16 protein-coding genes are annotated in these 14,238 nt (G+C 40.4%); 10 read left to right on the top strand and 6 right to left on the bottom strand.

Annotated elements, in window-relative coordinates:
- The first annotated feature begins 49 nt into the window (after positions 1-49).
- From KME09_15180 to KME09_15150, 7 genes are all read left to right on the top strand, one after another.
- Entirely contained in the window at positions 50-874 is an 825-nt protein-coding gene (locus tag KME09_15180) for a class I SAM-dependent methyltransferase (protein ID MBW4535277.1), read from the top strand.
- A 307-nt stretch (positions 875-1,181) separates the two neighbouring features.
- Positions 1,182-1,505, top strand: a complete 324-nt coding sequence (locus KME09_15175; protein ID MBW4535276.1) for a type II toxin-antitoxin system RelE/ParE family toxin — start codon at positions 1,182-1,184, stop codon at positions 1,503-1,505.
- Positions 1,498-1,848: a helix-turn-helix domain-containing protein gene (locus tag KME09_15170; protein ID MBW4535275.1), complete on the top strand. Its 351-nt coding sequence runs from the start codon at positions 1,498-1,500 to the stop codon at positions 1,846-1,848. Before KME09_15175 ends, KME09_15170 begins: the two co-directional genes overlap by 8 nt.
- Positions 1,849-1,888: 40 nt before the next feature.
- Positions 1,889-2,881: a tRNA dihydrouridine(20/20a) synthase DusA gene (gene dusA / locus KME09_15165; GenBank protein MBW4535274.1), complete on the top strand. Its 993-nt coding sequence runs from the start codon at positions 1,889-1,891 to the stop codon at positions 2,879-2,881.
- 162 nt (positions 2,882-3,043) lie between these two features.
- The gene (locus KME09_15160) at positions 3,044-3,310 is read left to right on the top strand and encodes a hypothetical protein (GenBank protein ID MBW4535273.1); all 267 of its coding nucleotides are present in this window, start codon (positions 3,044-3,046) and stop codon (positions 3,308-3,310) included.
- Positions 3,311-3,525: 215 nt separating this feature from the next.
- Positions 3,526-4,236: a class I SAM-dependent methyltransferase gene (locus tag KME09_15155; GenBank protein MBW4535272.1), complete on the top strand. Its 711-nt coding sequence runs from the start codon at positions 3,526-3,528 to the stop codon at positions 4,234-4,236.
- 53 nt (positions 4,237-4,289) lie between these two features.
- Positions 4,290-6,395, top strand: a complete 2,106-nt coding sequence (locus KME09_15150; protein MBW4535271.1) for a TIGR00300 family protein — start codon at positions 4,290-4,292, stop codon at positions 6,393-6,395.
- A 219-nt stretch (positions 6,396-6,614) separates the two neighbouring features.
- Here the strand turns inward: KME09_15150 and KME09_15145 are convergent, their stop codons facing one another.
- The 4 genes from KME09_15145 to KME09_15130 all read right to left on the bottom strand — a co-directional run bounded on the left by KME09_15145 (position 6,615) and on the right by KME09_15130 (position 9,141).
- Entirely contained in the window at positions 6,615-6,977 is a 363-nt protein-coding gene (locus tag KME09_15145) for a YdcF family protein (protein ID MBW4535270.1), read from the bottom strand.
- A 96-nt stretch (positions 6,978-7,073) separates the two neighbouring features.
- The gene (locus tag KME09_15140; protein ID MBW4535269.1) at positions 7,074-7,601 is read right to left on the bottom strand and encodes a GNAT family N-acetyltransferase; all 528 of its coding nucleotides are present in this window, start codon (positions 7,599-7,601) and stop codon (positions 7,074-7,076) included.
- A complete protein-coding gene (locus KME09_15135) occupies positions 7,588-8,076 on the bottom strand; it encodes a GNAT family N-acetyltransferase (GenBank protein MBW4535268.1) in 489 nt (162 codons plus the stop codon). The genes KME09_15140 and KME09_15135 overlap by 14 nt, the downstream gene beginning before the upstream one ends.
- A 27-nt stretch (positions 8,077-8,103) precedes the next feature.
- Positions 8,104-9,141, bottom strand: a complete 1,038-nt coding sequence (locus KME09_15130; protein MBW4535267.1) for a metallophosphoesterase — start codon at positions 9,139-9,141, stop codon at positions 8,104-8,106.
- A gap of 305 nt (positions 9,142-9,446) precedes the next feature.
- Between KME09_15130 and argC the strand changes: the two genes are divergently transcribed.
- The 3 genes from argC (at position 9,447) to KME09_15115 (ending at position 12,595) form a co-directional block, all read left to right on the top strand.
- A complete protein-coding gene (gene argC / locus KME09_15125; GenBank protein ID MBW4535266.1) occupies positions 9,447-10,499 on the top strand; it encodes an N-acetyl-gamma-glutamyl-phosphate reductase in 1,053 nt (350 codons plus the stop codon).
- A 291-nt stretch (positions 10,500-10,790) separates the two neighbouring features.
- Positions 10,791-11,627 carry an amino acid ABC transporter substrate-binding protein gene (locus tag KME09_15120; GenBank protein MBW4535265.1) on the top strand — a complete coding sequence of 279 codons (837 nt, stop codon included), beginning with the start codon at positions 10,791-10,793 and terminating at the stop codon, positions 11,625-11,627.
- Positions 11,628-11,722: 95 nt separating this feature from the next.
- Positions 11,723-12,595: a sulfotransferase gene (locus KME09_15115; GenBank protein ID MBW4535264.1), complete on the top strand. Its 873-nt coding sequence runs from the start codon at positions 11,723-11,725 to the stop codon at positions 12,593-12,595.
- 27 nt (positions 12,596-12,622) lie between these two features.
- Here the strand turns inward: KME09_15115 and bioF are convergent, their stop codons facing one another.
- On the bottom strand, positions 12,623-13,771 hold the full coding sequence (bioF, locus tag KME09_15110) for an 8-amino-7-oxononanoate synthase (GenBank protein MBW4535263.1): 1,149 nt from the start codon (positions 13,769-13,771) through the stop codon (positions 12,623-12,625).
- A gap of 111 nt (positions 13,772-13,882) precedes the next feature.
- The gene (locus KME09_15105; protein MBW4535262.1) at positions 13,883-14,104 is read right to left on the bottom strand and encodes a hypothetical protein; all 222 of its coding nucleotides are present in this window, start codon (positions 14,102-14,104) and stop codon (positions 13,883-13,885) included.
- Positions 14,105-14,238 lie beyond the last annotated feature (134 nt).

The raw sequence follows: 14,238 nt of genomic DNA, 5'->3' as shown, positions 1-14,238 counted from the left end.
AGGTTTTAATTTGAAATGGCTAGCTCGAACAAAATTATCTTGATTGATTGTGAAATATAACCCAGCGCAAGTTGCAGCTTTTTACGATTCTTATGGCGAACAAGAGTGGGATAGACTTAGCAAAAATCCTGCTGCTTTAGTTTCATTTCATATTCACCAGCATTATCTTCAAAAGTATGTCAAATCAACTGATTTAGTGCTGGAAGTCGGTGCAGGTGCAGGTCGATTTACGATTGAACTTGCTAAACTAGGTGCATCAATTACGGTTGGGGATATATCTTCAGAACAGCTTAAACTCAACCAGAAGTATGTTTTGCAACATCAGAGTGAAACATCGGTTAGTTCGCGTTTACAGCTTGATATTATTGACCTAAGTATGTTTGAAGCAGCAACCTTTGATGTCGTCGTTTGTTATGGTGGCGCATTAAGCTATGTTTTGGAACAAGCTGGTATTGCTCTAGATGAAATGCTACGAGTATTAAAACCTGAAGGCTATTTATTACTCAGCGTGATGTCTTTAATTGGCACAACTCAAGCAAATTTTGAAGCCATAACAGGAATCCCTAATTTTACGCGACTTGTCGATCAAGTGAATGCTAATGGCTTTCTTGATGGAGGCGATAATAATGGACATCAGTTAAAAATGTATCGGGCAAAAGAGTTAAAGCAGTTGTGCCAAAGCCATCAAGGCGAAATTGTGGCGATGTCAGCTTCTAATTATTTAAGTCTTAATCGTAATGAATTTTTAGAACAGATATTAACTACCGATGCATGGGTGAGATTTCTTAGCTGGGAGCTAGATTTTTGTGCTGAAGATGGCTGTTTGGATAACGGAACACACATTATTAGCGTGGTGAAAAAGACAAATATATAGTCATTGACGCTATAAAATTAGAGCATCGCGCCTTTGTAGTAGCGTGTCTAGGCTAAAATATTGGGTTCATTTAAGTAGCGTGGGGTGTGCCTCGCACTACCGACTACCGATTTTAATTATTTCAACCCAACAAATTAATGTGGATGTGCTAGTAGGGTGGGCAAAATTCAAGAAAAAAACGCACGTTTTACAAATAATTAATTTGCCCACCAACACCTGTAATTAGCTTTATAGTAAATTTGCTATACTTGGGAAGTAGCTAGTGTCAAATAGTTTGAATACGCCAGTAGTACGACCTGTGCGATGGATGGGAAATTCAAAGAAAAACCTAATGAAATTCCCGCCTGAAGTTATGAAGATAATAGGTGATGAACTTCAATATATACAGTTCGGTGGTATACCAAAAAATGCAAAACCGTTTAAAGGAGTTGGATCTGGTGTCTTTGAAATTGCCATTAAATATGACAAGGAAGCGTACAGAACTGTAGTAGCTGTTCAACTAGGGGATTATATTTATGTGCTTCATACTTTTCAGAAAAAATCTAAGAAAGGTATTTCTACCCCAAAAGAGGATATTGATTTAATTAAACAGCGATTAAGTAATGCCAAGGAGATAGCTAAAGATGACTGATATAAAACATATTGAATTTGAAGAAAGTTCAGGTAATGTCTTTGCTGATTTAGGAATGGAAAATGCAGAGGAACTCCTGGTACGCGCACAAATAGGATTTCATGTGGCGACTATCCTTAAAGAGCGCAATCTCAAGCAAAAAGAAGCTGCAAAATTACTGCATATCAAACAGCCAGATGTATCGCACTTGATGAATGGTCATTTCAGTCGTTTTACTACCGATAAACTCTTAGACTTTCTTAGACGATTAAATCAGAAAGTAACAATTGAAATTAGTCCTCATCATGAAGGTGAACCATTCCAAGCTGTAGGTTTTGTCGAAGCAGAAGCATTAGGATCGTGAAATTATTCGGTTGCAAAACTAACCGAGATTGAAAGTAAAAATGAACAGTAGCTACAATAATCAAACCAAAATTAATTTACCTCTAAGTATTGCACCGATGATGGATCGAACCGATCGCCATTATCGTTACTTTCTGCGCCAAATTACTCGACGTACTCTGCTGTATACCGAGATGATTACTGCTCAGGCAATTCTACACGGCGATCGCCCTAAGCTACTAGACTTTTCCCCCGCCGAAAAACCCTTGGTGTTGCAGATTGGGGGAGATAATCCGACTTTGTTAGCGGAATGTGCCAAAATTGGCGAAGATTGGGGCTATGATGCCATAAATCTCAATGTTGGTTGTCCTAGTCCGAGAGTGCAAAACGGTAACTTTGGGGCTTGTTTAATGACTCAACCAGAATTAGTTGTCACGGCGGTTGAGGCGATGCAGCAGGCGGTTAAGATTCCTGTGACGGTTAAACATCGAATTGGCGTAGATGAATGCGATCGCTATGAAGACATGGTTAACTTTGTCCGAATTGTGTCTGAAGCTGGCTGTACTAACTTTAGTGTCCATGCTCGTAAGGCTTGGCTACAGGGTTTGAGTCCCAAGGAAAACCGCGATGTCCCCCCATTACGTTATGAAGATGTTTATCGTCTGAAGCAAGATTTTCCCCACCTCTTTATTGAAATTAACGGAGGTATTACTACCATTGAGCAAACTCAAGCACACTTAAAATCTGTAGATGCAGTCATGATCGGGCGTGCTGCTTACGATCGCCCTTACCTTTTTGCCACGGTGGATCGAGATATATTTGGTGAAGATGCGATCGCTAAAACTCGAACAGAAATTGTTGAAGGGATGTTACCCTATATCGACTATTGGCTGGGTAAAGGAATAAGACTTAATTCGATTACTCGTCATATGTTACAACTATTTGCCGAACAGCCAGGTACAAAAGCGTGGAAACGCTATATTACCGAGAAGGCTTGTTTATCAGGTGCCGATTCTTTGGTTATTAGTGCTGCGTTGGCTCAAGTTTATCGCTAGGATAGAGAAAATTACTGGATGAGAGTTAAGAGGTAAAAAGTAAATAGAGTTGCCTTGAAACTGTAGCCCTACGTATTGGAAATACTACTTCCTATTTCCTATTTCCTACTTACGAGCCGATTACTATTAATGTCCCGATCTAATTTTATACGGCTATAAATAATGGTTGCTAAGAAAAAGAAGAATCAAGAATTAAAGGGCAAAGAATTAGTTAAGGAAGTATGTCGGCGTATTCGAGTAGCGAGGAGTTACTGGGATGCTCATAATAATGCTGCTTGTCGCGGGGAAAGAGAGAAAGCGATCGCCCTATACAACACTTTGACCCCAGAACAAAAAGAGCAGATTCCACAACAGCTAAGAATTTGGCTACGTTATCGCAGTGAAAAATATTTTGGCGAACATCGTACAGCACCTAAAAATAAGAGCTAAAAGTTTTATGTCGGGTTCTGATGAACAGTTAAATATTGTATTTAGGGATTTAGGACAATAATTATCTCCCTATCTCCCTATCTCCCTATTTACTAGATGTCATCATTGCTTAACATGATTGAGACTTAAGATACATTAAGCAGACGCTTTTCATAGTAGGATAATTCAGGTCTGATAGAGTCCAACGTGCAATTGATTTTGGCTAAAATATAGCTATGGCAGAGGCAAAAATTGAATTTGATCGCGATCGCGCTACTCAATACGATCTTGATATCCGTAAAGCGATTCCAGGCTATGAGTCTCTCCATGGCATGACACAGAGTCTATTAAAGACTAGCCTCAGTAAATCAGCAAGACTGTTGATTGTTGGTTCGGGTACGGGGATGGAGTTGGTTAATTACTCAAAGCCTAATCCAGAATGGTTATTAACGGGTGTCGATCCTGCCTCTGAGATGATGGCGATCGCTCAAGCAGAACTTGCTGCTCAAGGGTTGCAAAAGCGAGTTAATTTACATTCGGGTTATGTGAATAGCTTACCTGAAACCGAACCGATGGATGCAGCTACCCTGATGTTAGTGATGCATTTTCTGACTGATGATGGAGCTAAGTTGCAGCTATTAAAAGACATTGCTCAACGTCTAAAGCCTGGCGCAAAATTTATCCTTGCCGATCTTTATGGGGATCGATCGGCGTCTTACTTTAGTCAATTTACTAAAGCTTGGCAGGCTCTTTATTTTAGTCAGTTAGATGATGAAACTAGAACCAAAGCAGAAGAGAAATTTCAGACTTCTATTAGTAACTCAATTCACTTTGTCACTGAAGCCAGAATTATTGAACTATTAGAGGTTGCTGGGTTTAATCAGATTAACAAGTTTTACAATGCTTTCTTATTTGGGGGTTGGATTGCTCAATACACTGGTAGCTAATGCTTAATTCTGAAACTGTTCGATCTTTTTTACCTACTCACACATAAATCGCTATGACTGAACCAATTCGCATCTTAATGTGCGCTCCCGATCACTACGATGTAGATTACGTGATTAATCCCTGGATGGAAGGCAATATTCATAAGTCTTCTCGGGATAAAGCGGTAGAACAATGGTCAAAACTGAATTTTGTCCTCAATGAAATTGCCCAGGTAGATCTAGTTCAGGGACAAAAAGGTGTACCTGATATGGTATTTACTGCCAACGCGGGTTTAGTGCTAGGAGACAATGCGGTTCTCAGTCGCTTTTACCATCCCGAACGCCAGGGAGAAGAACCCTATTTTAAACAGTGGTTTGAAGACAATGGTTTTAATGTATTTGAACTACCTCAAGACTTACCCTTTGAAGGCGCGGGAGATGCTTTACTAGACCGCGAGGGACGATGGCTATGGGCAGGCTATGGTTTTCGTTCTGAATTAGATTCCCATCCTTATCTAGCTAAGTGGTTAGATATTGAAGTGCTATCCCTGCGTTTAATTGACGAGCGCTTTTATCATTTAGATACCTGTTTCTGTCCGCTATCGGGAGGCTATCTGCTTTACTATCCTGGGGCTTTTGACTCCTATTCCAATCACATCATCGAAGGACGTGTCCCCGCCGAAAAAAGAATTGCGATCGCCGAAACAGATGCGATTAATTTTGCCTGTAATTCTGTCAACGTTGGACAGTCGGTAGTGATGAATAAGGCGAGTGATAGTCTTAAACAACGTTTAGCTGATGTTGGCTTTGAAGTGATTGAGACTCCCCTAACTGAATTTCTCAAGGCTGGTGGTGCAGCTAAATGTCTCACTCTGAGAATTAATGAACCTGTATTGCCCGATGTTCATGCCAGTACTCCTGTAGAAAGCCGTGTACTGCACATGGAAGGACATCTTTTGGATGCAGGGATCATGAATCGTTCTTTAGACTTGGTAGTAGACAATGGCGGTAGCTTTAAAGTTTTGAACTTTAACCTGGGTCTAGAAAGACAAAGTACTTCTAGTGCAGAAGTGCGCGTATCAGCCCCTGACCATGAAGTGATGGAAAAAATCATGACTCAGTTGATTGAACTGGGGGCGGTTACTACTAACCAGGAGGTGGATAATGCGATCGTGGAAACTTGCGATCTCGATGGAGTTGCCCCCGATGACTTCTATGTCAGCAATATCTACCCCACCGAAGTCAATATTAATGGTCAATGGATTCGAGTCCAAAAGCAACGCATGGATGGGGCAATTGTCATTAGTGATGGTAGCCATGGCGTAACGGCAGAATGTCGCATTCTCAGGGATTTAAACAAAGGCGATCGCGTTGTGGTCGGTGTAGAAGGTATCCGTACTGTGCGGAAAAAGTCTAATCGAGAACCTAAAGTCAAAGAAGAATTCAGCTTCATGGGTGCGGGGGTATCAAGTGAAAGAAGAGTCGAATTAGTAGTCGAACAGATTGCTTGGGAATTGCGCCAAATTCGCGATCGCGGGGGTAAAGTCGTCGTCACAGCAGGCCCTGTGGTCATTCATACAGGAGGGGCAAAACACCTTTCTCGTTTGATACGGGACGGTTATGTTCAAGGCTTACTAGGAGGAAATGCGATCGCCGTTCATGACATAGAACAATCCCTGATGGGTACTTCCCTGGGGGTAGATATGCAAAAAGGTACTCCCGTTCGTGGGGGACACCGCCATCATTTAAAAGTAATCAATACAGTACGACGTTACGGCAGCATTGCTCAAGCAGTTGAGGCGGGAATAATTACCCACGGCATTATGTATGAATGCGTTAAACATCATGTCCCCTTTGCCCTAGCTGGTTCAATTCGCGATGATGGCCCTTTACCCGATACTCAAATGGATCTAATTAAGGCTCAGTCAGAATATGCCCAACTCTTAGAAGGAACAGACATGATCCTCATGCTATCAACGATGCTGCATTCGATCGGCGTGGGGAATATGACCCCTGCGGGTGTAAAAATGGTCTGTGTAGATATCAATCCAGCGGTGGTCACCAAGTTAAGCGATCGCGGTTCAGTCGAATCAGTCGGTGTAGTAACAGATGTGGGCTTATTCCTGAGTTTGTTGGTCAATCAACTAGATAAACTGACTAGTCCTTATCACCAAGTTTAGGTTTTAAAATTATCACGGTCTAGTGTTAATTGGATCACCCCTATCTATATACATATTTAGCTTTGGGGGTGAGCTGAATTTAGGTATAGGCGATCGCTCTCATATTTTCTGAATTTTAGTTGACTTACGACGCGAAGCTAGTCCTCTAGGACACTCAGGACAATTCATTTTTCGGAAATCTTATTTCAAATTAGCGATCGCAAGTTCAATAATCATACCTCAATCCAGCAACGCCGTATTTTCTAAAACAAATAACGAAGCGATCGCACCATCTTTTGAATGATTTGAACGATCTTCAACTAATATTTTGTCTTCTGGAACTTTCAGCTTTAAAGCATTATCTCGCATTGTCCAAAACAAAGGATAGGTATATTTGCCATATCCTGAGCCTCCAGAAAATAGAATGTGTTCTGCACGCTGAAAGTTAAATAATTCAACAGCTTTATGTACTCGTTCTATTCCTCTACCTCCATACACGAAGATGCAATCGCCTTTTTCTCCATTATCTTTTTCCTCACCATACAATATTTTTGTTATTTGCTCTGTTGATAATTTATCTACATCAATTTCAGATAATTTCATGAATATTAATTCTCATAATCTTTTAAATTAGGCGATCGCTATAAATACCTCATCTCGGCTAGAGGACTATTCTCGCTATGGGTACAACCATCGTTGTTAGGCGTTGTAATTACTGTCAGAGTTGAGTTCCAAGGTCATCAAGTACTCGTCGTAGAATTGTCCATCTCTCGAAAATGTTTCCTCTTCAGTACCATAGATGCGGAAGCCAAGCGATCGATAAAGACGGATTGCCCCTTCTTGTTGGGTTACAACAGTTAGATTGACCCTTCTGATGCCTGGAGTATTCGCTGCTCGACTTAAAGCCTCTTGGATGAGCGCCCTACCAAAGCCTTGACAACGAAAGGATGGCATAACATAGAGTCCTCCCAGATAAGCACGATGCTTCTCGTTCGATGCTGAATAGCGAGACAGCCTGATAATGCCTATGAGTTGTTCAGCTTGAAATGCTCCAAAAAAACATCGATCATCGCTCTCTACAAGTCTTGTGGCAGTCTCCAAAAGATTTGGCTCGTCTTCGGGTAGCGAACCAAAGGCGAAGGGTTGTTCATCGAGGGCAAGCAACCTTACAGAACGATAAGCTTTAGCATCGGCGGGAGTGAGTAGGCGCACACTAATTGAATTCATACATCATATTAAATGATACTTCACCAGACCGATTGACAACTTCGCTCCCTGGAATCTGAATAAATCCTGTACGCTCATATAGTCGCAAAACTGGATTATTAGCCCGAACACTCAGACTTACTGCTGAATACTCGCTCTTCGCTGCACCTAAAATTTTTGTCAATAACCTAGTGCCAATGCCTTGTCCGCGATAATCTGGCAAAACAGCGATCGCTAATTCGGGAATTTCATCTTTGACATAACCAAACCCTTTATCTTTCCCCAGCCATAAACGCAGCCAAGCTGCACCAATGGGACTCATATCGCTAGAAGCTACATAACCAAAATCACCAATTCTGCCCCAATTCAAAGCGTAACGAGCTAAATACGGCTGCTGTCGAACCGATTCGATGGAAGATTCATGAGATGCATATCGCAACATCTTCCACACAATCAATTCATCTTCGAGCATCAAAGGACGAATAACAAAATTCATAGTCAAAGTAAAAGAATTATTTCTTGTTTATTTTTGCCCATTGAGATCATGTCTCCAGATAGTGCCATCTGGGTTGGGAATAGAGGCTGGTAATTGTTCGAGGAATATTTTTTGCCAAGTGGTGGCATCGTAGGTAGTATAAGTAAGTGCCAATTTAGACAGATCCAAATCAATGATAGTAATCGTTTGACGGGGTGACAACTCGCTGTTGATTAACTGTCTTGGGCCCTGTCCCAATGCCCCTGCATGGAGTAATTCGAGATGATCGATCTTCCCTGGGTAGTATACGTGATGGTGTCCACTAACATACATCAATACTTTATTCTCTGTAAGCAGCGATCGCAGTTTATCTCCCTCGTTTAAGTACTCTCCTGGTTTATTCTTCTCTTTTGCCACAGGATAGAGGGGTAAGTGTCCTAAAACTATTCTGGCGCTTGCCTGTTGCGCTGCTGGAGTTTTTAATGTCTGCTCGATCCAGTTGAGCTGTTGGGGTGAGATTTGAGAACTAGAAGCATCCCAAACGAGAAAGAAGATCTTGTTTTGCTGAAAACTATAGTAGAAGGGAAAATGAGTGCGATCGACAAAATTTAAATAGTGCTTTTGCTGCTGCCAATAAGCTTGAGCCAGATTTCTTTCTGCTTGAAAAATTAAGGTTTGATCTTTAATCGCCCCAGATCCATCATGATTACCGATAGTAAAACCAAGAGGAATCTGCTGCTGTCTTAGAGGTGCTGCTATTTTAAGATCGAAAGCTGCCCACATCGACTCAATCTGTGACTTAGTTAAGCTGGCTTTTTGTCCAGCGATCATATCTCCGCCACAAAGTACGAGATCGGGTTGCCATTGAGGTATTAAGGCGATCGCCTGGGTGACTTCTGGCTCATATTCTGTCGAACCATACTGACTATTGAGATCGCTAATAACCACCAGCCGAAAATCTTGGCGAGGAGGTACAGCTAAATCACTATTATTAGTTGCTGCTCGATTACTCTTAGCTGTTAGATAGCCAAGCATCAAAATACATAATAGTCCGACTAATAACCACCAAGTAAATCGCCGTTTCATCTACCAAAATCTCAAATTTCAAACAATTATTGATTTAATATATAGCCATACGTTAAAACGTTAGGACACTTTTGAAATACTACTTCCTACTTCCTACTTCGCGCATTCCCTTGCGTCTTACGCCGACGCGGGGTCGCTCGTTTACTTACGAGCCGATTACTATGAATATCCTAATCTAACTTTGTACGGCTATACGCTGCCTAGCAAAAATTATTGTTGAAGATTGTCTAATTGTGCTTAAACTATAGATCTTCAGAGAAGATATTAAGTTAACGTAGTTAAAGATTAGCCAGAGGCACAGCAGCATGAGTGACAAAAAGCCGATTGGGATTGTAGGAGCATCTGGATATGGCGGAGTTCAGTTAGTCAAACTTTTATTAGAACATCCTCAAGTTGAAATTGCCTATCTGGGTGGTGATAGTAGTGCGGGCAAGCAATATAGTTCGATTTATCCTCACTTAGATCATTGTGTCGATCTGACTGTCGAAAAAATTGACGTAGATGCGATCGCCGAACGGTGTGCAGCTGTCTTTCTCGGTTTACCCAATGGTTTGGCCTGCGATCTGGCTCCCGCTTTAATTGCTAAAGGCTGCAAGGTCTTAGATCTTTCGGCAGACTATCGTTTTAGTAATTTAGATACCTACACCGACTGGTATAAAAAAGAGCGAACAGACCAAGATACGGCAAAATCTGCGGTTTATGGCTTACCCGAACTTTTCCGTGAACAGATTAAACAAGCTCAATTAGTTGGCTGCCCTGGATGTTATCCTACTGCTAGTTTATTGGCTCTTTCGCCTTTACTCAAGCAAGGATTGGTCGATCCCTCTACTGCCATTATCGACGCTAAATCGGGTACGTCTGGTGGTGGTCGTCAAGGTAAGATTAGTATGCTTTTATCAGAGGCGGATAACTCTATCGGCGCTTATGGAGTTGCTAGTCATCGTCATACTCCTGAAATTGAGCAAATTTGCAGTATATTAGCTCGTCAAGAAGTTATTGTGCAGTTTACGCCTCATTTAGTCCCCATGGTTAGGGGAATCTTGTCTACCGTCTACGCCACTTTGAGAGATCCTGGATTAATTAGAGAAGATCTAATCACCATCTACAACGCTTTTTATCGTTCTTCTCCCTTTGTGAAAGTTCTCTCCAGCGGTATCTATCCGCAAACTAAGTGGGCTTGTGGCACTAACTTGGCATACATAGGTATTCAGGTAGATCGTCGTACTGGTAGAGTAATTGTGCTATCGGCGATCGATAATTTAATTAAAGGTCAGGCAGGTCAAGCAGTACAATGCTTAAATCTGATGATGGATTGGTCAGAATCTTTGGGTTTACCTAAACTAGGTTTTTATCCTTAATCTCGATCGATTTTTTTGAAATAGCTTTATTGAAGTTAATCTGTTTTTAGCTATAAGTCTCAGTGCTATTTCGTTCTAACTGTAGTGAACCAAGAAATAAATTTCTTGGCTGAAAATTAAAGTCCGTTTAAACGGACTTAATGTACTTAGACAGAGAATTTATTCTCTAGCCCTGTATAAGTCTTAAGCGCAGATCGTCGTAAGACGACTGGGACACGGTAGCGTCCGCAGCTCTAAGCTTTTTAAAATGAGATATTAACTTTAGTCTGAGACTCAAGAGAGTTATTGGCAATGAATCGTAATTTAGTATTTTTGGTTACTAGTAGTCTGTGTCTTTTGAGTTCTATATCTTCAGTCAAGGCAGAAGATACTTTGGCAAAAATTCAACGTACAGGAGTCTTAAGCGTTGCCATTCGAGAAGATGCACCTCCTTTTGGCTATTTAGATGCCCAGGAAAACATACAGGGATACTGTTTGGATTTTTTTGCTTTGTTGCAATCACAATTAACTCAGGAGTTAGAACGAAATACGCTTAGTATTAAGCTACTTAAATCAACTGCAACTAATCGTTTTGGCTTAGTAGCAGATAGCCTGGTCAATCTTGAATGTGGCCCTAATACAATTCGCCCCGATCCTCCAGAAAACACTAATTTTTCTCATCCTTTTTTTCTGACAGGAACACAATTTTTAGTCAAGCAGGATAACTCTCTTAATCCTGAAGATGATTTAAATGGTGCCACTTTAGGTGTAATTGCTAATACCACTACTGCCAAAGTTGTGGCTCAACGCTATCCTCTGGCAACTCTTCAGCAGTATAAGGGAGTGACTGCTCGAATTAGAGGTATCCAGGCGGTGGCACAGGGCAAAATAGACGCGATGATTAGCGACGGAATTTTATTACGCGCCGAAGCTCAACAGCAGGGGTTATCAGCAGCAGAATATCCTTTAGTACCCGAGCTTCCTCTAACTTGCGATCGCTATGGCATGATTATTCATAGCAACGATCCACAGTGGCAAGAGTTTGTTAATTCGGTAATTGATAGCCCAGAAGCAGAAGCTCTATCAAATCAATGGTTTGGTAGCTTATTTAGCTATACTCAATTGGCTCAAGATGGTTGTCAACAATAACTATAATAAACATCAACCTTAAGTGTCTAGACAAAATCAGTGAAATCATTTAGGCTACTCTTGCTTACTTATTGAGAATTTATCTCTTTTGTGTAATGAATGTAATTTATTCTTTAAAAAACCTAGTTACTAAAAATCTCAACAGTAATCAAACTAGATTAATTCGTAACCTGGTAGAGCCTCCTTTTTTATATTCAAAATTTTCAAAACAGTCTGCTCTAATCTTAGGATGTCAACGAAGTGGCACTACTCTATTATTTTTAATACTTAATTCTCATCCTCAAATTAAAGGAATTGATGAGACAGAAACTGGTTATTCTTTCCCTCATCAAAACATTTTATATCGAAACTCAGTCAAGGACTATTTGACCTGTTTTAAGCTGCCCAACCAAACGTTTAATTTTAAATATATTAAACAGCACTATCCACAAACCAAAATTATTTTCCCAATTCGTAATCCTTATTCTGTTGTTTCTTCTATGCGTTCATTTACGATTAAAACTAAAACTGAACAGGGCAATTGGCTTAATTGCTTTGCCAAAAAAGAACTTTTAGGAATAGATGCTGATTTTTTGCCTGATATTGCAGATCTTGATGTAGATAGTTTAGACGAAATTTCTTTAGGAGCTTATATCTGGAAATACAAAAATATGGCGCTTAATAAATATCAGAAATTAGGATTTGATGTTTTTACTTTTAAGTATGAAGAGCTATTAACTAATCCGCAAAAAGTTATTCACAAAATCTTATATTTTCTGGATTTAGATTGGGATAATATTGTTCTCAATCATCAACAATACTACAAAAATGATCGAAAAAAATATCCAGGTGGAACTCGTGGCAATAGAGCAATAAATCTAGCTAATCAGAAACGAAAGCCTAATCTATCCGCAGGGGAAATTAAATCAATTACTTCAATATGTCACGATTCGGTAATTGCTTACGGTTACGAGAATTTTTTTGCTTAATCAATACCCTTGATACATTATTTTCCACTAGTGTGTCTTCAGATTTTCAATCAACAGATCGAGATGTTGCTGTTCATGAGTAGCCATTAAAGATAAGCGAATACGGCTAGTTGGCACTGTCGGGGGGCGAATAGCAGGAGCAAAGATCCCCGCATCGAGCAGCTTTTGAGAGAGATCTAATGCTGCTTCAGAAGTATCGAGATTAAGACAGAGAATAGGTGATTCTGATGGTAACAACTCTAAATGGGATAGTTGCTGTTTAAGGTAGTTAATATTTTGCCAAAGTTGCTCTCTTGTGGAAGGCTCTTGTTTAACAACCTCAATACCTTTGAGCGCTGCTGCGGTATCGGCTGGAGATAAGGCAGTTGTATAAATCCAAGTTACTGCACGATTACGCAGAAAGTCAATTAATTCGCCACTTCCCGCCACATATCCGCCCAAACTGCCCAAAGCTTTGCTGAGAGTACCTATCTGAATTAACGCTTTACCCGTACAGTTGAAGTATTCAACACAGCCTGCACCATTATTTCCCATTACTCCTGTAGCGTGAGCTTCATCTACTAATAGCATACAGGTAAACTCTTCGGCGATCGCCATTAATTCAGGCAAAAGACACAAATCGCCATCCATACTAAAAACGCTATCAGTCGTAATTAAACACCGACGGTATAAAGCACGCTGATTAATTAATTTTGCTCTTAAATCGGCAAGATCATTATGGAGATAATCAATAGCTGTTGCACCACTTAAGATTGCACCCTTTTTCAGACTTGAGTGATTATATTGATCTCCTAAAATTAAATCCCGTTGCCCTACTAAAGCCGATACTGTACCCAAGTTAGCCAAATAACCCGAACTAAAGACTAAGGCAGCTTCTGTTTGTTTTAAAGAGGCGATCGCCTGTTCTAATTCTTGGTGCAGTGCTTTATGTCCACTCAACAATCTCGAACCAGTACTTCCTGTACCATAAGCCTGAGTTGCAGCCACCGCAGCATTAATTAATCTTTGATCGCTACTTAGACCTAAATAATCATTACTGGCAAAATTAACTACGGGTTTACCTGCTAATTCTACTATTGCACCTGGTTTACCCGCGATCGCTTTAACTGAACGATACCAATTTGCACGCTGGATTATAACTAGAGACTGATTGAGCCAACTGTAAGGATTTGACACTTTAAAATTGTTAGTTTATGCCCTTGAGCAAAAGTAATAAGACATTAAAAAAGCGGTAACTTATATCCATCATGGTAAATTACCGCCCGCTTTAAATATTAATTGCCCGATTTATCTCTGCCGAGATTCTACCGTAGCCACGGTTACTGGCTTCCCAAAGAATAGTAGAGCGAATAATGCCAGCACATGAACTGACCAATGAGCGATCACCAATCCCCAAATTAGACAGATTAGCGACATGACTACTGCTAGCAAACCAAAAATATCATTATCGGTACGAAGATAAATAATAATACTAGTTAAAGCCGTGACAAGTAAGAGAATTAAAAACATAATAAGTTTTATTTGGTTCTGATGGGCGATTATCTTGCAGTTACCCTAAAGGATAAGCTTTGCGTCTCGCGTCCGTCCTTTGCGATCGCAACATGTCAATAACAAGCATGAAGATAAACTGCACTTATTAATTA

It is taken from the genome of Pleurocapsa minor HA4230-MV1 (genome assembly GCA_019359095.1).
GTDB classification, from domain to species: domain Bacteria; phylum Cyanobacteriota; class Cyanobacteriia; order Cyanobacteriales; family Xenococcaceae; genus Waterburya; species Waterburya minor.
Note: the sequence above shows the minus strand (reverse complement) of the source record. Positions and strands in the feature narration are given on the sequence as shown.